Annotated in this window: 28 protein-coding genes; 5 read left to right on the top strand and 23 right to left on the bottom strand. The window is 30.0% G+C overall.

What is annotated here, in order from left to right:
- Positions 1-214 precede the first annotated feature (214 nt).
- A complete protein-coding gene (locus tag BR69_RS0111715) occupies positions 215-1,696 on the top strand; it encodes a hypothetical protein (protein ID WP_027633364.1) in 1,482 nt (493 codons plus the stop codon).
- Between the two features lie 326 nt (positions 1,697-2,022).
- On the opposite strand, the gene BR69_RS0111710 is transcribed toward BR69_RS0111715, so the two are convergent.
- From BR69_RS0111710 to BR69_RS0111675, 8 genes are all read right to left on the bottom strand, one after another.
- Positions 2,023-2,367, bottom strand: a complete 345-nt coding sequence (locus BR69_RS0111710; protein WP_027633363.1) for a hypothetical protein — start codon at positions 2,365-2,367, stop codon at positions 2,023-2,025.
- 3 nt (positions 2,368-2,370) lie between these two features.
- Positions 2,371-3,231, bottom strand: a complete 861-nt coding sequence (locus BR69_RS0111705; protein WP_027633362.1) for a hypothetical protein — start codon at positions 3,229-3,231, stop codon at positions 2,371-2,373.
- A gap of 3 nt (positions 3,232-3,234) precedes the next feature.
- Positions 3,235-3,627 (bottom strand): RusA family crossover junction endodeoxyribonuclease, encoded by a 393-nt coding sequence (locus tag BR69_RS0111700; protein WP_027633361.1) that lies wholly within the window; start codon positions 3,625-3,627, stop codon positions 3,235-3,237.
- On the bottom strand, positions 3,621-3,776 hold the full coding sequence (locus BR69_RS21850) for a hypothetical protein (RefSeq protein ID WP_160169952.1): 156 nt from the start codon (positions 3,774-3,776) through the stop codon (positions 3,621-3,623). The genes BR69_RS0111700 and BR69_RS21850 overlap by 7 nt, the downstream gene beginning before the upstream one ends.
- Positions 3,766-4,143, bottom strand: a complete 378-nt coding sequence (locus tag BR69_RS0111690; protein ID WP_027633360.1) for an HNH endonuclease — start codon at positions 4,141-4,143, stop codon at positions 3,766-3,768. The genes BR69_RS21850 and BR69_RS0111690 overlap by 11 nt, the downstream gene beginning before the upstream one ends.
- 67 nt (positions 4,144-4,210) lie before the next feature.
- Complete coding sequence (locus tag BR69_RS0111685) at positions 4,211-4,924, bottom strand: hypothetical protein (protein WP_034849829.1); 714 nt, start codon at positions 4,922-4,924, stop codon at positions 4,211-4,213.
- A gap of 22 nt (positions 4,925-4,946) precedes the next feature.
- Complete coding sequence (locus BR69_RS0111680) at positions 4,947-5,345, bottom strand: hypothetical protein (protein ID WP_027633358.1); 399 nt, start codon at positions 5,343-5,345, stop codon at positions 4,947-4,949.
- Positions 5,346-5,432: 87 nt separating this feature from the next.
- Positions 5,433-5,672, bottom strand: coding sequence for an AbrB/MazE/SpoVT family DNA-binding domain-containing protein (locus BR69_RS0111675; RefSeq protein WP_027633357.1), 240 nt, complete (start codon positions 5,670-5,672; stop codon positions 5,433-5,435).
- Between the two features lie 363 nt (positions 5,673-6,035).
- Here BR69_RS0111675 and BR69_RS0111660 point away from each other — a divergent pair, with 363 nt between their 5' ends.
- The gene (locus BR69_RS0111660) at positions 6,036-6,242 is read left to right on the top strand and encodes a KTSC domain-containing protein (RefSeq protein ID WP_027633356.1); all 207 of its coding nucleotides are present in this window, start codon (positions 6,036-6,038) and stop codon (positions 6,240-6,242) included.
- Here the strand turns inward: BR69_RS0111660 and BR69_RS20460 are convergent.
- From BR69_RS20460 to BR69_RS0111595, 12 genes are all read right to left on the bottom strand, one after another.
- Positions 6,239-6,571 carry a BC1881 family protein gene (locus tag BR69_RS20460; protein ID WP_034849828.1) on the bottom strand — a complete coding sequence of 111 codons (333 nt, stop codon included), beginning with the start codon at positions 6,569-6,571 and terminating at the stop codon, positions 6,239-6,241. The two genes, BR69_RS0111660 and BR69_RS20460, sit on opposite strands and share 4 nt — an antisense overlap.
- A gap of 344 nt (positions 6,572-6,915) precedes the next feature.
- A complete protein-coding gene (locus BR69_RS21990; protein ID WP_162832176.1) occupies positions 6,916-7,086 on the bottom strand; it encodes a hypothetical protein in 171 nt (56 codons plus the stop codon).
- 75 nt (positions 7,087-7,161) lie between these two features.
- Positions 7,162-7,710: a hypothetical protein gene (locus BR69_RS0111640; protein WP_150112269.1), complete on the bottom strand. Its 549-nt coding sequence runs from the start codon at positions 7,708-7,710 to the stop codon at positions 7,162-7,164.
- A 23-nt stretch (positions 7,711-7,733) separates the two neighbouring features.
- Positions 7,734-8,666 (bottom strand): phage replisome organizer N-terminal domain-containing protein, encoded by a 933-nt coding sequence (locus BR69_RS20455; protein ID WP_051623593.1) that lies wholly within the window; start codon positions 8,664-8,666, stop codon positions 7,734-7,736.
- Positions 8,667-8,702: 36 nt separating this feature from the next.
- Positions 8,703-9,581 carry a recombinase RecT gene (locus BR69_RS0111630; RefSeq protein ID WP_027633354.1) on the bottom strand — a complete coding sequence of 293 codons (879 nt, stop codon included), beginning with the start codon at positions 9,579-9,581 and terminating at the stop codon, positions 8,703-8,705.
- 14 nt (positions 9,582-9,595) lie between these two features.
- Entirely contained in the window at positions 9,596-10,645 is a 1,050-nt protein-coding gene (locus BR69_RS0111625) for a YqaJ viral recombinase family nuclease (RefSeq protein ID WP_027633353.1), read from the bottom strand.
- Positions 10,646-10,657: 12 nt separating this feature from the next.
- The gene (locus BR69_RS0111620) at positions 10,658-10,894 is read right to left on the bottom strand and encodes a hypothetical protein (protein ID WP_027633352.1); all 237 of its coding nucleotides are present in this window, start codon (positions 10,892-10,894) and stop codon (positions 10,658-10,660) included.
- Positions 10,895-10,905: 11 nt separating this feature from the next.
- Positions 10,906-12,639 (bottom strand): AAA family ATPase, encoded by a 1,734-nt coding sequence (locus BR69_RS0111615; RefSeq protein WP_242840692.1) that lies wholly within the window; start codon positions 12,637-12,639, stop codon positions 10,906-10,908.
- A gap of 136 nt (positions 12,640-12,775) precedes the next feature.
- Positions 12,776-12,955, bottom strand: coding sequence for a hypothetical protein (locus BR69_RS0111610; RefSeq protein ID WP_027633350.1), 180 nt, complete (start codon positions 12,953-12,955; stop codon positions 12,776-12,778).
- 11 nt (positions 12,956-12,966) lie between these two features.
- Positions 12,967-13,170 carry a helix-turn-helix domain-containing protein gene (locus tag BR69_RS0111605; protein ID WP_027633349.1) on the bottom strand — a complete coding sequence of 68 codons (204 nt, stop codon included), beginning with the start codon at positions 13,168-13,170 and terminating at the stop codon, positions 12,967-12,969.
- 5 nt (positions 13,171-13,175) lie between these two features.
- Positions 13,176-13,391, bottom strand: coding sequence for a helix-turn-helix domain-containing protein (locus BR69_RS0111600; protein ID WP_027633348.1), 216 nt, complete (start codon positions 13,389-13,391; stop codon positions 13,176-13,178).
- A 43-nt stretch (positions 13,392-13,434) separates the two neighbouring features.
- On the bottom strand, positions 13,435-13,626 hold the full coding sequence (locus BR69_RS0111595) for a hypothetical protein (protein WP_027633347.1): 192 nt from the start codon (positions 13,624-13,626) through the stop codon (positions 13,435-13,437).
- A 95-nt stretch (positions 13,627-13,721) separates the two neighbouring features.
- On the opposite strand from BR69_RS0111595, the gene BR69_RS0111590 reads away from it, so the two are divergent.
- On the top strand, positions 13,722-13,928 hold the full coding sequence (locus tag BR69_RS0111590; protein ID WP_027633346.1) for a hypothetical protein: 207 nt from the start codon (positions 13,722-13,724) through the stop codon (positions 13,926-13,928).
- 25 nt (positions 13,929-13,953) lie between these two features.
- On the opposite strand, the gene BR69_RS21845 is transcribed toward BR69_RS0111590, so the two are convergent.
- Both BR69_RS21845 and BR69_RS0111580 read right to left on the bottom strand, forming a co-directional pair.
- Positions 13,954-14,106, bottom strand: a complete 153-nt coding sequence (locus tag BR69_RS21845; protein WP_160169951.1) for a hypothetical protein — start codon at positions 14,104-14,106, stop codon at positions 13,954-13,956.
- Between the two features lie 162 nt (positions 14,107-14,268).
- The gene (locus tag BR69_RS0111580; RefSeq protein WP_027633345.1) at positions 14,269-14,493 is read right to left on the bottom strand and encodes a helix-turn-helix transcriptional regulator; all 225 of its coding nucleotides are present in this window, start codon (positions 14,491-14,493) and stop codon (positions 14,269-14,271) included.
- A gap of 170 nt (positions 14,494-14,663) precedes the next feature.
- Here BR69_RS0111580 and BR69_RS0111575 point away from each other — a divergent pair, with 170 nt between their 5' ends.
- Both BR69_RS0111575 and BR69_RS0111570 read left to right on the top strand, forming a co-directional pair.
- Positions 14,664-15,044, top strand: coding sequence for a helix-turn-helix domain-containing protein (locus tag BR69_RS0111575; protein ID WP_027633344.1), 381 nt, complete (start codon positions 14,664-14,666; stop codon positions 15,042-15,044).
- A gap of 412 nt (positions 15,045-15,456) precedes the next feature.
- Positions 15,457-16,614, top strand: a complete 1,158-nt coding sequence (locus BR69_RS0111570) for a tyrosine-type recombinase/integrase (protein ID WP_027633343.1) — start codon at positions 15,457-15,459, stop codon at positions 16,612-16,614.
- Between the two features lie 140 nt (positions 16,615-16,754).
- On the opposite strand, the gene BR69_RS0111565 is transcribed toward BR69_RS0111570, so the two are convergent.
- Positions 16,755-17,753: a hypothetical protein gene (locus BR69_RS0111565; protein WP_027633342.1), complete on the bottom strand. Its 999-nt coding sequence runs from the start codon at positions 17,751-17,753 to the stop codon at positions 16,755-16,757.
- Positions 17,754-18,052: the final 299 nt, after the last annotated feature.

The following is an 18,052-nucleotide window of genomic DNA, read 5'->3' as shown; positions in this document are numbered from 1 at the left end:
CCATCTTCACAGTAGAACTTTACTTCATCACTTTCTATTTTTTTCTTTATCAAAATAAATCTATAATTTACATTCTATATCTTTAACTAAAGTTTTATCCACACTTATCCGTTATTTCATGTAACTTCTCCCTTAACTTAACATGAATTTAATATTAATATTTAGAGTAATATACTTATTGTAATAAAAACTAATTTAAAGGAGGTATGTCTATATGAATTTCTCAGAAAATAATATAGATGCTATAAAAAAGATTGTTAATCAAATCTACGAAATCATAACTCTATCACCAGAAACTGGAATTGCTTCAACAAATACAATGATACAGCTATGTCACCCGGGTATTCCTGTTAATGAAAACGATTATAAAAATGCTATGAGTAGAGCAAATCCTGGTGGTGATATAAGTACCGCGTTAGCATTTTCAGCTTTAGTCAATAATATTCCTGCCTGTGCAATTTCAAGTTACATACCTTCAGGTGATGCTGTCGATAGTGCATTTGAAATTTGCTTACAAGCTAATTCCAAATATGAAGCAAATCCTGATCAGATAAAGCAGTACAATAAAGCATGGGATTATTTATGGGAGGTACAAAAAATCGAAGATATGAATGGAAACATTATCGAACTTCCAGCAGTACCTCAAACCCGTTATCAGAAATTTTTAGACCTTGAATCTGAATATATTTCAGCAGAATCAGCTCTACAATCTTTAAAGCTTCAATGTGATTTAAATACAACAGAGGGTAGAAATAAATGGGCTATTCAATCTATTCAGTTGGTTAATGTACGAAACCAAAAACTTAGATTATTAGAATCATATCGTCCTAGTATTGATGAGGCTTTAAATATAATAGCAACATCAAAGAATGATGTAACTTCATTCGCAATAGCGAAGGCTAGGGATGCATTTAATAAGTGTTTAATTTCTGACCCTGCAACAGGTGAAATGCAACATGTTAGTTTTGCTTCTCCTAGCAACTGGTACGATAATTCACTTGCTAATAGTATGACACTCATAGAAGTTAGTAATAAAGTTAAGGACCAAACAAAGACAGACTATTATACATCATATGGAGGTGGTGCTTCTTTTGGTTGGGGTTTATGGTCAGTAGGTGGCTCGGGTGGACATACAAAAAAAGAACATACTGAACATTCTACATCTACAGACATATCAGTTTCGTTTAAAGTAGGAAATATTCAAATTGAACGTCCATGGATGAATTTTAATTTTTTTAAATTAGATGGATGGTATCTATCAGGGCAAAAAAAAGGAATAATTTCATCTGGTACAGCTCCTAATACAGATGCTGATCTTCTTCCTCAATTTCCAGTTCAATTCTTGGTTGCTCGAGACCTTAAAATTAGTGCAAAATGGTCAGAAAGAGATTTGGAAATTATTGACGAATCCACTCGTGGAGGTGCTTCAATAGGTTGGGGATGTTTTAAATTATCAGGAACTTACGAGCATAGTAGCCATGAGGAAAAATTTCACTCTGAATTCGATGGAACAACTATTTCAGTTCCAGGTGTTCAAATTATTGGATTCGTTTCGGCAATTCCGCCCTTATCTCCTCCAGCAGATGATCCTAATATACATAATTTTATTAACTCTGATGTTGGTTTTAATAGGGCTCAATTAAAAAATAAAACAAAAATCAAAAATGGCTTTAATTTAAAAATTGAAAGTAACTAATATTATAAGTTCTTGCTTTTTATAATAATCAGATTCAGAAAATTATAGAGTATACAAATTTAAATCTAACACCATACGTAAATAGTTCTTTATTACATTTTTAAATTATTTCTGAACAATCAGATATTTATTGCAAGAAGGAATATCTGATTGTTTCAAGATAAATCCTATCTTCTTGATTTTTATCAGTCTCATACCTCACCTTTATATTATCTACAAATATACTATTATAACATTTATAACCTTCATCATAACACATTCTTCTTAATCATTTTCAAATTTAAACATCCTTAAGTCTACTATATTTCCCACTTTATAATTTTCTCTTAACTATTTTTAAACTCTGCCCTTAGCCAAGTTAATTTACTTATAAGGACTTCTATTTCTATCTTTAAATTATCCATAGCACTTATAGCTGTATAATAGCTGCTCTCTGCTATATCTCTATTAAGTCTTAGTTCAGCTACTTCCTTATTTCCTCTAGCTAACTCTTGGATTAATGTAGCTGGATACTTGTCCACTTTAAGTCTTAATATTTCTTTATTTAAAGCTATTCTATACTTTCTTTCTGCTTCTGCTTTCTTTATACCTAAAGTCTTAAGCTCTGTGTTACCTTGACCTAATGCTCTTATACAAATATCAAGATTATTCATTATATCAACTGGTGTCATATACTAACCTCTCATCTTAAATACTTCTCTGAACTCTGCTATTCTATTTTCAAACTTTTTAAGCTCTTCACCCCTATACTTCTCTAATTCTTCTAAGTTTGAGAAGCTTATTAATTCTTGTCCTTGTAGCTCTACACCCTCAGGACACACTCTATATATTCCATTTTCACCTTCTAGTACCATGCTCTTAATCTTTAACTTACTCACTTTCTCAGCTCCTTTTGATTCTTTTTTAATATCTTTAGGTTCTTCTACAACTTGTACCACAGAATGCTTGTCCACTTTAACTTCTTCTATAGTTTTATTCTCTATCTCTTCCTCGAATATATACTCTGCTGCTTCTTCCGTTTCTTTATCAAACTTCTTTTCAGCATCTTTATTTTCCTTAAGTTCAAACTTAGTATTTTTATAAACATTGGTAATTATAGCTTTACTTAAGTTTGGAAATTGTGTAAGTAAAATTTCTATTGATTCCTTTTGCTTAACATCCTTCTCTATAAGCTCTATAGCTTTCTTTTTCACTTTTTCCTCTATCTCTTTTATAAGCTTCTTTGCCATATTAAAATCCTTCCCTTCAATTAATTTTTTCCACTTGATAATATCTTCTTCAATTAGATGTGCTAATCTATTTTCAACATCTTTTATATATTCAAAATCCTTCTCAGGAAATAGCTCTATAAATAATGTACTTATACACATGTCTGTAATAAAACTTAGTTCATCTAATTTCATATTGGCTCTTTCTTCTGCCTTTGCATTAGTTATATCCTCTATTACTTGTAACTGCTTAGAACTAAAGTTATCCAGTATCTTTGTACTTTGATTAACTTCCCTTTGCATTTTTCTTCTCTGTTGTCTATTCAAGGCCTACACCTCCTCTAGTTCAAATTCCACTCTCTCTAAATCTTCTGTATATCTCTTTAAAATTGTAAGTTCAGTAACCTGGCTATCATCATCAAAAGCTATTTTATTTAAAGAGTCCAAAATAATCTTTGCTATGTTATCTGCATCAGGTTTCTTTTGTGGATACTCTATCCCCTCTCTTATAACTTGTAATCTCTTTTTGGTATAAGACTTAGGCACTTTATAATAAGCTGTTATATTGGCTCTTATAGACCCTGTAAGCTGTCTACCATCTTGTTGTTGGTAGCATATCTTTACCCAATTTTCATAACTAACTGTATCTTTAGGTGTTATTGCTCTCCCATTAAACATTCTTGGCCTAGCCTTTCCTTTAATCTTGCCTTCTACTACTACCATTTAAAGCCTCCAAACTTTACATTCCACTTTCTTTTTCTACTATCATGAAAGTTTTTGAAATAGGCTCCACACTCTCTATCTGATTTACTATTCTTTTCTATAAGTCTTTTCTTAGCATATAACATAAAATTTTCTTTGTTACTTTGCATAGATTCTACCTCCCATAAGCCTTTGAATAAGCTCTATCTTACAGTAGCCTTCTTTATAGACTTTAAGTTTCTTAAGTATCTTACTTGCTTCACCCTTGGATATTTTGAGTAGCTTCCTTATTTCTTCCTCTGTGTAATAAGCTTTGCTGCTAAACTTTTCAAACAACTTATTTTGAAGTCTATATTTATATTCAAGGTCCTTAACTCTATTTAAGTGTGGACCATCATTACCCCTATGGCATTTATAACATAAGTACTTAAAATTGATTTCTATATTGGCCATGCATGGAGATTGACTTTTAAAAATTATATGATGTAGTTCTATCCCCTCATTACGGCCACATTCCTCACATACTAAATAATTCAAAAACTCACCTCTTTTATTTTTAGGACAAACTAGGTGTTTAACCTAGCCTGTCCAACTTTATATGTTTCTATGAAATTATCTTTATATTTTCTAAGCCTTCTAAATTCTCAGTTAGATAAGCCTTTATGTTGTTCATAGCTTCATTTCTCCATGCTCCTCCATCTGCTTCATATATAGCAGCTCTTGGGCCTTCTTGCATTCTAAATATAAATTTACTTGATGGTTGTTCTACTTCTGGGAATGTTCTATATGGTGCTAGTGATACTGGATTAGGAACTATAGCTTGTCCTACAGTTGCTACACCAGTTTTAACTGTTACTGACTGACTTACCCCATCATCCCCTGTACTTTTTACAGCTTCATCTCTTATGAGACCTGTATATTTTAATAAAATTTCTCTATCTCCCACATTTACAAATGAACTTTGTAGCATGATATTAAATTTCTCTGTATCTAAAAAATAGTCATAGTGAATGTTATTTGGAAGTATAGCTTCTGCTCTTATATACTCCTCTCTTTCCTTATCACTATTTAAAGTACTATATAGATTAACTTCCCCATGTGATTTAACTTGTATCAATAACTCTCCTTGTAATTTATCTATGTTTGCCTTTATATAATCTACAAATCCTGTTAAAGTTGATACTCCTAATACTGATGCCCTCGGAGCTTTAACTCTAGTTAAGTTCCTAGTTGTAAATACTCCTTGTTCTGTTTCAATTATTATTTTCTTTCCTTCTCCTAAACCTACTAAATACTCTAATCCTTCTCTATTTATCATCTTTTCTTCCTCCTAAAATTTATTATTTAACTAATTTTATTCCCTTAAGGTCTATTGCTTTTTCCTTCTCTTCTGCAGTTGTCACAATCTCGCCAGTTCCATCCTCTACTCGCATAACACTTTGCCCTGGTACTTGCTTCTTATATTCACTAGCTAGTATTCCACCCTTACCATCTGTTCCAATTACAATCTTTGTTGCTATTGGTTTATTTGGAGCTAACTTGGTTTTAGCTATTATAGCTACTTCTGCTAACTCTCTATCTTCACCAGAAGCAAAGGTCATTTCTAGGGTAAGTTTTCTTTTTAGCTTGTAATCTGTATTTGGATCTGAAATATTTCCTAACACCTCCTTTAATGCCATATCCATTTTCTCTGCTAGTGCTCCCTCAGCAAAATTCTCAAGGTTAATCATATTTTCCATAGTTTATCCTCCTTATATTGTTATATCCATATATATAGATTTATAGATATATATTCTTGTACTAGATCCTAAAAGCTTATATATGTCCTACTTTTTAAGTTGCTTTAAACAATGCTCGCATATGTTTTTACCTTTAAAGTTAGTCATATCATTAGCTTCTCCACAGAAGATACATGCTGGTTGATACTTTCTAAGTATTATTTGCTCTCCTTCTGTAAATATCTCTAGAGCATCTTTAACCTCAATATCTAATGTCCTTCTTAACTCTATCGGAAGTACTATCCTTCCTAGCTCATCCACTTTTCTTACTACTCCTGTTGATTTCATAATTAATATTCCTCCTTAAATAAATCATTTTTCTTATATACAGTTAAAGATTTTTCTACTACATTTACAACCAAATAAGCCAATAATGTAAGAAATATAGTTTTAAATAATCCCTCCAAGCTAACACCTCCTTACAAGTTTTATGGATCTTTCTAAGATAGTTATTGTGTCATGCAAGCTTGTCCTTTTGTTAAATCCTATACGGTTGAATTTAATGTCCTCTGTTGTTAACTTAAGTGCTTCTCTAAATTGCTTATCTGTTAAGTTATAATATATTTTCAGAGCTTGTAACATTTTAATATCACTCCTAAAGGATTTTTTAGTATTTGTGAAGAATATCACCAGTTGAAAGGCGGTGATACTATGCAAAGAACTCAAGTTTCTTCTAAGAATTTATGCTCCGTTGGATATGAAAATTCAACATTAGAAATTGAATTTCACTCTGGTAAAGTTTATAGGTATCTACATGTACCTGAAGCTGTTTATTCTGCTTTAATGTCTTCACCATCAAAAGGTAAATATTTTTCTACCTATATTAGACACAAATACCCATTCCAACCATTGCCTTAGTCTATAATTCTTAAAATTGTTGCCGGACCTAAATCGGTTATGGTACCGTTATATTCTCTAGAAATACTATATTTTTCATAAGGTTCAGCTCTTAACTCTGTAACACAGTCATTACGTTTTAATAATTCATCTACTAAATCTTTTATAGATACATTACTTAAATATAATTTTTCTAACTGCTCTTGAACTGGTACTTCAAGAGTAGTTTCTTCTAGTTTCTTTATTGCGTAGTCTAAAGCTTGTACATCATCAACCCAAGGTTCTTCCTTCCACCCTTCACAGTGCTCTTTTAAACTCTTTAATTGATTTATGACCTCTTTCTTATTCATTTAATCCCCTCCTATGCTTGTACTAAATTTTATTTTAAATTTTTTCTCATCTTCTCAATTTATTTTGCATATCATAAAGTGAGAAGGTCTTTGGCTTTATATCTTAGAGCTTAGTATAATATAATGCTAAGTGTTTTCTTATGTTGATTAATATATAAAAAGGACTAACCTTCAGTTATCTCTTGTGCAATAAGTTCTAATACGGCGATTACTTTCTTTAAGTTTTCTTCATTTTGTTTTTTGGTTATATCAGGTTTTACTATAATTACCTTTGGCATTTTATCACCTCATCTTTTGTTCATTAATTAAGAGCTTTTCAATCTACCATCATTGGTTTAAGATTTTTAATATTTATTATCCTTTATTAAGCTTCTTTCTCTATTTTCCAATCTTTCAATTAGATAACCTAATTCATCTTGAGTAAATTCTTCAGCGATTATATCCGCAAGAACCTCTGCATATTTTTCCTCTAAAAATTTTATATTTTTGGGTAACTCAACTATAACTTTATACATATAATCACCTACATTAGATATTGATTATATTAGTCTTTAACCAAAGTTATATTAATATTCATGCTATATAGTATCTTATTTTTCACTCTTTAATTTTTTGTTATTAAATAGAACTTCATGCATGATGTATCTAAACATTTGTTTTTGACACTCTCTTTCTATCATTCCTGATAGTCCATTTTTGAATTCTTTTAAGTTGACCATATTTAAATCTACTTGTGCATCTAATTTCTTAATTAGTTCATCCTTAGATATACAAACCTCTTCTAAAACCTGTGCATTCCCCTCTATAGTGCTTTTGAACTTATCAACGTTATATCTAACTCCTATATTTATTGCTTTTAACAACTTATATCTAGTATCATCAATTAACTCTTTTAACTCTGCTGTAGCGATTCTTCTTTGATCTACATTTTCAAACACTATAGACTGCTCTGACTCTTCAAGTTCCCTAATTAACTTATCCTCTGTGTTTGTAATAGCATTTATAACTTTACTGTGAGAATCTAAAAATCTCTCTTGAACTGCTTCCATCTTTTCGTCTATTACTCTTTCTAGAGTAACTACCACTCCCATGATAACCACAACTTGAACTATCCCTATAGTTATTAATAAAATCTCCATATCCATTAATCCCCCATCCTTTTTTATTTATTTTTATTAAGACCTAATAATCCTTCCTCAAGCTCTTTTATGGTCATTCCTCCATCACTTCCGTCATACTTTCTTTGATCAAAATTGTTGAAACCACTTGCTTTTTTATAAGGCTCTTGATTCTTAATTGGCTTATATTCTCTGCCTTTAGCTTTCCAATTTTCTAATATGCCTTTTACATAGCTATAGTTTAACTTTCCTCTATTGCTTGCTTCCTTAGCTGCATCTACTAGCCATTGATGTGAATAAAGCTCTATATCAGCAGAGATCTCTTCATACTGCAAAGGTGTTAACATAAATCCACATTTTTGAAAATGTCTAAATACATATGCATTATCTAAATTTTTAATTTCATCACAACAACAACTACCAGTATTAATCTCTGTATTATATATCTTATTGTTATTATTATTTATATCTTTATCTATATCTAATTCTTCTTTCTTATTCTTGTTCTTATTCTTATTCTGTTGCGTGATTGTCACGTGACCATCACATGACGTATCATCTTTAGGGCAAGATTCTGGTAAACTAACTTGCTTTTTTCGATCTCTTTCCTTTTGTTTTCTAAGTCTATTTTGTTCCCGTACTTTCTCCATACCCTCAATGTTTTGATGCTTTTCCCAATTATTAATTTTAATTAGCCTGTCTTCTTGGACATGTATCATGCCAAAGTTGGACAAAGTTTGAAGGGCAAGCCTTACACTATTTAGTGGACGGTTAAATATAGTGGACAACATTTCTTCTGTATATGGGACATTCTCATTAAGAAATATATACCCATTTGCATTTGTCTTACCTGATTGAACTAGTAACCTTATCCAGATATAATGAATCGTATCTCTTTCTGGCATAGCATCTATAAGTTTAATTTTCTCGTCATCAAACATATTGGTAGTTATCTTTATCCACTTTACTTCTGCCATAAGTTTCTCCTTTCCATGATTCTTAACCCTATTTCACTACTCTAATGGTGAATCTTTAAACAATTCCTCTTGCTCATTATTTTCTATATAATTAATATTATTTTGAGTATCATTTAATGGTATAGGGTCTACATCAATGTAATTAAAACTACTTACCTTCTCTTCTTTTGCCTCTGACTTATAATCAAGGTCTAATGCCTTGGCCATTTCTACACTCTTAGGTGCAAACTTTAAAACATCTATAAGTACTGTTTTCTTAGCCATTGAGTCAAAATTCTTGGCCCAAACTGAATTCTTATTAACTTCACCTTTATATAAATAATTCTTAGAAAAATCTCTTGCATGCTTATCTACTCTTTCCCTGGACCATACTACAAAGTCACAACCTCCATTCTTAAGTTTATACACTGCATAATAATGTGTTACTTCTTCATTAGGAACATCTGCAGGCTTATGAACTAAGTTTTTGTGTAGTCCGTATTCATAAGAAAATTCATCACCTTTTCTTATCTCATGAGCATATATAGCCTCATATTCTCCAGTATTAAAAGCCATCTTCAATATACCTTTATATCCAACTTGGAAGTTTACTTCTACAATGTTTGCTTTGTTATTCCTATATGGTATAACGTAAGCTTCTCCTAGGACTGTGTTAGGTTCTAAACCACACTGAGCACTCTGCATTAGAGCACTTAAAAATGTTGTTGTATCAGCTTCCCAAAACACAGGATTCCCATTGAATAAGCTTAAAGCTATCCTACTAAATCTCTCTGGTGTCATTGTATTTGCTACTGCTTTTTTAATCTCTGGTATCATCTTCTCTAAGGCATTCTGCATTTTCTTTTGTGGTGTTAATTGTACATTAGTAGTTGCTGCTTGTTTATTAGTAACTAAGCCGCCATTTATATTAGCCATTTTTATCTCTCCTTCTATTTACATTTAGCAATTCTCATATTTACAAATTCACTTTGTCCTTGAAGTATAGCTTCATATGTCAATGGATATTTTTCCTTAAGTGTCTTAGTATCTAACTTATCTTTTTTAACTTCAAATCTACTAATCTTATAAATTCCATCTGTAGCTTTTTTACTATCTCCCATATCTAAATATATAAGTTGTTTAATATGCTCCTTATCCTTCTCTAATGCTTTTATCTCTTCTGTAATGTCTTTATACCTAGATAACTTATTATCCGTTATAGTAGCTTCTATATCATTATCTAAGGCTTGTTTAAAAAGTATCTCTTTAGTTTCTACTTCTAAACCTGTTGGCTCTGGTGGTATCTTTGTGAGAATATTACTATTCCAAAACTTTTCTCCCATTTCAAATAAAACTTTTATATCATCTTCATTCCTAGGGACTACCTTCCATTTAACTTCTTTACCTAATAAGTAAACAATTAAGAAGTAGTTAAGACCTGTAATCCCCATATACCATTGAACTTGGCAATAATATTCATCTGGAATCTCTTCTCCTTGCCACATCTTAGTTAGAAACTCACTAGCTGTTTTGATTTCAATACCTATTAGTTCATCCTTACCTATTTGCTTAATCTCTGCTGTATCTCTATTTTCCCAATATGTGTAGTTATCTTCTAATCTTGCTAAACCATCTATATTAGCACTAAAGTATTCATGTTCTTTATGAACCATCATGTATGGATACTCATAAGTAGTAAGTTTAATTTTTGTAGCCTTCTCAAAGTCTTCTTGTACCCATTCTCTAATTATTGGCTCCATTCTATTGCCAAACTTAGTGTGTATATTACCTTTAAACTTTTCACTTAATCCAAGTTTCTCATTAAATACAGTTAATGGACTTCCATACTTACTAAATCCTGCTATCTTCGCTATTTCTGAACCGCCTATACTATTACATCTTTGATTAAGCCATTGAGTTCTTTCTTCATTGTCTTTTCTAGTATCAAAGACTATTTTTACACTAGGAAATAAACTTTTATTTTCTATAAATTCAATCATTAAAAACACCTCTTAATCACAATAGCTTCTGAAACAGTGAGGACAACCGGTTACTAACCTTTCTCCTGTTTCTCCAATAGATTTCCTCTCTCTAATTTGATAACTTTGATAAATATTTCTATTACACTTCCAACAAGTTCCGCTACTTGGAGCAAAATTTGGATACCCCTTTTCTTCACAAAGTTCTTTTTGAATTCTCATACAATTTCTTATTTCTTCAATTGTTTTTTCTTTAATACTGTTATTCATTTTTAATCCCCCTATCCTATTTTTTCTATTTCAAATTCATCTGCCATAGTGCTAGTTACAAAATATTGATATTCATCTTTTTTCATTTCCTCTATAAGCTTTTCTTGTGCCTTTGGATTTAAAGACTCAAATTTATCTAAGCAAATAATTTTAAGTACTCCTGCTTGTGCCTTTGCAATCTTCATAGCTAATTCAAGCTTTTCTCCATCACTTAAACCATCTATTAGAGTTCCATTTATTCTTATTAATCCATCAGAATCTACACTTATTCCCTCTATAGGCATCTTAGCTTTCTTTAGTAAGTCTCCTGGTAACTCTCTTGCCTTATCTATTTTTATAGTAAGATCATTACTATATCTCTCTTTATCTGCTAACTCTCCATCACGAATGTTTAGCATCATATCCCATTGTCTTAAGTAACTTTGCATTTCACTTATTTTTTCTGCTTCTTCTTGTAATGGATCTATATCCACAGGTTCATTATTTTCTAAATACTCAATTGACTTGCCAATCCTAACTTCTTCTTTTTCTACCTCTGCATTTACTTTTTCATCTACAGCTTTAAGTTCCTGCTGTTCTAAGCTATCCATAGATAAAAGCTCCTGTTCTTTAGCTGCTACTTTATTTTCATTTATAGATATAAGGTCCTTGGACTCTTCCTTTGTTATTTCTAGTTGCTTCTTTAGGTTTTCTTTATCCTCATTAGCTTTTTTATTAACTAAATCCATTCTTTCTATATATGAAGACTTAAGTTCTTGAATCTTGGCTTGTAACTCTGTTTCTAGGTCTACCTTAGCTCTCTCATTATCTAATTCAATCCCTTTTAGTCCTGTTTCATAAGTCTTATCTAATCCATTAATAGTATCTTTTGCTTTATCTATCTTAGATTTAGAAAGTTCTATAATATCCTTTATGTCCTGCCTATTATCTTTAAACTTTAAAGCTATCTTAGACTTCTCACTTTCACCATTAGCTTTTATGGAGTTAATCTTATCCTCAAAGTTAGCCTGTAAATTCTTAGCTTCTTCAATCCAGTGGTTAATTTTTTGAGCTTCTGAAACTTTGTTATAGTACTCCTGAATTTTAAGATTTCTCCACTCTTCTCCATCATATTCTGCAGGTAATTCATCCAATATTACTTTTATCTGAGTCTTAAGTTCTCTTATCTTCCTATTGACTTCTTCCCTATCTTTGTAGTATTTTTGTTCTATACTCTTAAGAATGAGTAGAATGTGTTGGTCAAAGTCGATATTGCTAGGGAGGTCGCCAAACCAATTAACAATATCTTCTTTGCTCCAACCGATTTCTAACATACTTAGGATAGATTTTGTTTGTTCTTTAATATTCATATTTACCCAATCTAATGGTCTAAAAATATCTCCATTTATTAAACTTCTTAAAAACTTTTCTGTACTTGGAACTGCTCCATCTTCTTTCCTTACTTTTAAGTAATCCCCTTTATCTGTTCTTAATCTTCTATCTACAGATAATCCGCCATCTAATTCAACAAATAATGTAGCTTCCTCTTCCCCATGTTTTATAACCTCTGTACGTCTATTCCTATTAGTAAATGTCTTTTCTATGGCTTCTATAATAGAACTTTTACCACTTCCCTTAGGCCCCTTTATAAGATTTACCTTGCTGCAATCTAATCCTAACTCTTCTAAACCTAAGAAGTTTTTAATATTTAACTTCTTTATTCTTAACCCCTCTACTTGACATTGGACTAATTCTTGTATACTCAAAATTCTTCACTCCTTATATAAAAACTTTTTGTAATCTTTTCAACCAGTCCCACATAGAATATATTGGGAAGGTATTTTCTTTTTTACAGAAAAAACTTATTTTAAAAAGGCTTTTCAGCCTTACTCATCTGATGTTTTAGCAAATTACTAAAACTGTTTTCTTTCCTATTACTTTTCCATACTTGTAGATGTTTATCTCACGTTTGTTAATTCTATAAATTGATACAGGTTCTATCTGCTGTATCCTTACTTCCATGTCTTCTTCAAAGTTATTTAAATAATTTACTAAGTCCTTAACTGTTGAAATTCCCTTCATTTTCACCCTCCTTATAACTTCTTTATATCATCTAAATCACTTAAGTCCTTACCTACATATTCATTTAGAAATCTCATTAGCTCAGCTTTAGTTATTTTCATACTTCCCAACTTTAAGCCTACTAGAATATTTTTACTAATAAGTTCATAAACTGCATTTCTATTTATTTTTAATAATTCTGCTACTTCTGCAACTGTATAAAGTACTGGATCCAATAATATCACTCCTCCCACTTCCAAATACTTTCACTTATAAGCTCATTTGGTGTTACTTTTAAGGCCTTACACAACTTACCAAGAACTTGTATTCCTGGATTAGAGTATTTCCCTTTTTCCAACTCTGTTAAATACCCTCTAGCCACTCCACTTTTGTAACTTAATTGAGATAAAGATATTCTTTTCTCTCTTCTCAATTCTTTTGTTTTTAAAACTGACACTTTAGGGATTCCTCCTTAGGATTTATTCCCTTCCATCTTACCCTTATTTATTTAAATTTTTAAGTGTTGCTGATAAGCATCTATCTTCTAATGTTTTTATAGTTTCTTGTAAAATCACTTTAGTAAATAATGCTGTAATTTCTACTCCTTCAAACTCACTCTCTACAAGTTTTAAAATTTTATCTATTGTTTTCTCTCTTTGCTCTTGTGTAACAGTAAACTTTAATTCTTCCATACTGTTACCTCCTTTTTATTGTTTTACTTCCATTATCATCCTATAATGTAATTATGGTAGTGTAATACCAAATACATATGAAAGGAGAACTATTAATGGATTTTGATTTTACATCTGAAGAAATAATTTTTATCTATGGACATTTTAAAAAGGAAATTAAAAAATTAACCGAACTTAAAAATCTTCCTAACTCTCCTATATCTCACAAAAGCATAAATGTAGATATAGATCTTTATTCTTCAATCACTAATAAAATTGAAAAATGTTGCCCTAGACTAAATAAACTAAATTCGTACCTTTAATTACAATTGTGCTTTAGTTTCTGAACTAAAGCACTTTTCCCTCTAAACCTTTCATATACATATCTGATGATTCGTATTTCTCAATATTAATTACATAAACTTCCCCATTTAACTTAATCGGTTTAATGAAGCTATCTTTATTCTTAAGTAATATTCTTATAAATAACCTTATGACCATTCTTATCTCCTTTTCTATCTAAACTTTCTTACAATCTTATTTAAAATATCAATATAATAGTCATTTCTCTAACAGTTCTTAAATACTAGAATTGTTACTTTTCCTGCCTTTTACATACCTCACTTTTACTAATTTATTTTTTAAAGAACTACATAAGATATATTAAGCCGTATCTGTTGTCATATCGACGTCAAGGTCAGTAAAAAAAATTTCTTCTATTGAGCTATTATATTTTCTAGATATTTTGTATGCTTCACTAAGCGTGAATTCAGTTTTACCATTCTCTTTAAAATTGAATGTAGATACTCTTATATCGAGAAAATCAGCTAAGTCTGTTTGGGTATCTCCATATTTAGCTCTAAGTGACTTTAATTTACGATTAACCATTTAATCACCTCCTTGTATTCAAAGTGACTACTTATCATAATTCAATTATAGTTGTCATATTGTCGTCTGTCAATACTATTTTTAATCTTTTTCAAAAAAAATATTCATTATGTCGTTATTTATTTTTATAATAATTAATTGTGTATAATAATATATAGGAGGTAGTCATTATGAAAACTATTGGTGATAGAATAAAAGAATTAAGAGAAGACAAATGCTTAAATCAACAAGAGTTAGGGAAAATGTTTAATGTTCATAAAGGAACTATTTCTAACTGGGAAAATGGTAAAAGAACTCCAGATGCAGATATGATTATAAAAATAGCTGATTATTTTAATGTATCTATAGATTATTTATTATATAGAACTGATAATCCAATAGCAAAAATATATAATTATAATTTAGATGGTAATGATATAGAGATAGAAATAAATAAAAATTATCCTCATAATCTTACTCCACAAGAAGTTGAAAATTTAATTAATCAACTTAAAGAAGTAGGATTTGATGTTAATAAATTAATTGAAAAAGCTAAAAACAAAAACGACTAGACAGTAGATAAAAAAATATCTACTGTCTTTTTTTAATTCTTTTATTTAATTTACTTATATAAACATACTTAACATATTCAAATGTATATATTAATTGTTTTTTGTTGTCTACATATTTAATTTGGATTATATAAGCTAATTTTGTTATATTTTGAAGATAAATTCTGTATACAGACAATTACATAATTATTCAATTTATGAAATAATTATTACAAAGTGAATAAAGAAACTTTTTATTTACTTTGTAATAAGGGGGATGTTCTATGTTAGAAGAATATATTCTATGTATTCGAATTAATAAACAAACTATTTATAAAAGCATAAAAAAAGATATCTGTATACAGAATGGGGAAAACATTACCTATAGAAACTACTTTTCTACTATAGGAGAATTAAATACGGAGGTGTTAACATGCAAGGAAGTGTCCGAAAGAAAAATGGTAAATGGTACTACTCTTTTGAAGTTGGAAGAGAGAACGGCAAAAGAAAAAGAATAGAAAGAGCTGGTGGATCTACAAAAAAAGAAGCTCTTGAATCACTTAGAAAAGCTATAGTTGAATTTGAAAGTGCTGGAAGTGTTTTTACAGAAAGTGATATGAGTATAAGTGATTATCTTGATTACTGGTTTAAAGAGTATGTTCTTATAAACTGTAAGCCTAATACCCAGAAGAGCTATGAACAGCTTATAAGGAATCACATAAAAAAGGATTTAGGTATTTATAAACTTAAGCAAGTTACCTCTGCAAGATTACAAGAGTTGATAAACCTTAAATACAGAAATGGATTTAGTAAGAACTATTTATCTAATTTATATGGTGTTCTAAGCGGCTCATTTAGAATGGCTGTAAATCCATATGAATTGATAAAAGTAAACCCAATGATTCATGTATATTTACCTAAATATGATACCAGATTAATAAATAATCCAGATGATCTTAAAATAATAACAACTGAAGACTACAGTAGAATAATCGAACGATTTCCTTATGGTTCTAACTTCTATACACCTTTACAAATAGCTTTTCATACTGGAATGAGAGCAGCTGAAGTTATGAGTTTAACCTGGGATTGTATTGATTTAGAAAAAGGAACTATAAAGGTTGAAAAAATTCTCTATCGTAACGATTTAGGTGTTTGGATTTTTAATAGTCCAAAAACTGCAAGTAGTATAAGAACAATATACATTGGTAAAACACTAATTAACTTATTAAAAAAACACCATAAAAGTCAACTTGAAAATAAACTTAAATATGGTGTTCATTATAAGAAAAATGATTTTGATTTTGTATGCTTAAAAGAAAATGGGGAATTACTTACTACCGACAGTTTAAAGTATCTAAGTCGAGTAGTCAATTACGAATTAGGTATTAATTTCAAATTTCATTCTCTAAGACATACACATGCTACTATGTTATTAGAATCTGGAGCTAATATAAAAGAAATACAAGCTCGTCTAGGGCATAGTAAATTAGCAACAACAATGGATACATATTCACATGTAACTGAAAAAATGAAAAAAGAGAGTGTTGATATTTTTGAAACTATAATAAAGACAAAATTTCCGACATAATATTTTTATGTCGGAAATCTCGCTTTTAGATTTCTAAAGTAATCTAAGCATTAAGATTACTTATGTTAACATAATTTCAACACATGTCTGTATAAAATATAAGCTTAAAAGAAAACACATAATCGTATATTTTTTAATACTTATTCATAAAAATCGCATAATGTACCAATATCTAGCTTATAGTGATTTATAATACATTCCTTAATTTTATTCCATACTTCCTCTATGTCTTCTATATCATCAACGTCATTCTTATAATTTATTGTTTGGTTTCCAAAACCTCCATTATTGTTTTTAACATTCGTAAAATAATTTTTAAGAACTCTTGATAAATCTGGTCTTTCAAATCCAATATCAGAGTTTAAATCCTCTATTTCTTTACATGGAACATAGCTATAAATATTATCTATCCTATCATCAATAGTAGCTCCAATATATAGAGTATAATACTTATTCTTATTCTTTAAAGATTCTATAGTTAAAGTATAGTACCACTTGCTAAGTCTAGTAAATCTCTCTAAAGTTCTATCAGGTGCTTTTTGTTCTTTAAGCTTTTGAATAGTATCATTATAGAAGTCTTCAAAAGTTTCAGAAGACAAATTCTCAATTTTATATTTTGTAACAAAAATGGTATCACATATAAACTTATCATATATATTTTTTTCGTTAGATTGCTTCCCAGATCCAAAAAGAATAATTCCACCTGGCTCTAAATCTTTTAGTATCTTACACTTTTTCACATTGTTATCTTGTTGACAATTAGAATATAAAAACATATTTCCAAGCACACATGGATCTGTATTCAAATATCCTGTTTTGCAACTTCCATTTCCCTCTGAACTTATGGAATTACAACCTTCAGAAAGTGGCTTAATTGGATAATGCCTTCTCTCTGGAAAACCTTTTTTATTTTCGCTTGCATTGTTTATTTCTTCAAATCTGGATATTGCCTCCCATTCAGTCCAAAATCCAAAATTACATTCCTTAATTTCATCATCTATAGATGATAACAACTTCCCATTTGAGACTACGTACTTGCGTGAATGCCTAACATCTTTTGCCCATTTATATATAGTTTGATCCTTTTCGGGCTTTCTTTCATCGGCTGGATGAAAAAATAATATTAGTCTTTTTTTCATAACTTTTCCCCCAAAAACAACTTAAGATTCATATCTTAGCATAATTAGTATATCTTATTCTAAAATTCAAAAGCCTCTTGTCTTAGTTTAGTTTCCGACATAATATTTTTATGTCGGAAAAATGTAGGAAATATCGATTTTTCAAACTCTCTAAAACCCTTAAACCATTGGTATTACTTAACTAGCTTAACCACAGTTTCAACGTGAGGTGTGTCTTGAATTATTAAGTTTTAGAATAATTTGTTATATTTTGATTAATTATTCCTTAGCATATTTTGGTTTTTATGAAATAATTACAT

The organism is Clostridium hydrogeniformans DSM 21757 (assembly GCF_000686705.1).
In the GTDB taxonomy this organism is placed as follows: domain Bacteria; phylum Bacillota; class Clostridia; order Clostridiales; family Clostridiaceae; genus Clostridium_Z; species Clostridium_Z hydrogeniformans.
This window is presented reverse-complemented; position numbering and strand designations above follow the sequence as displayed.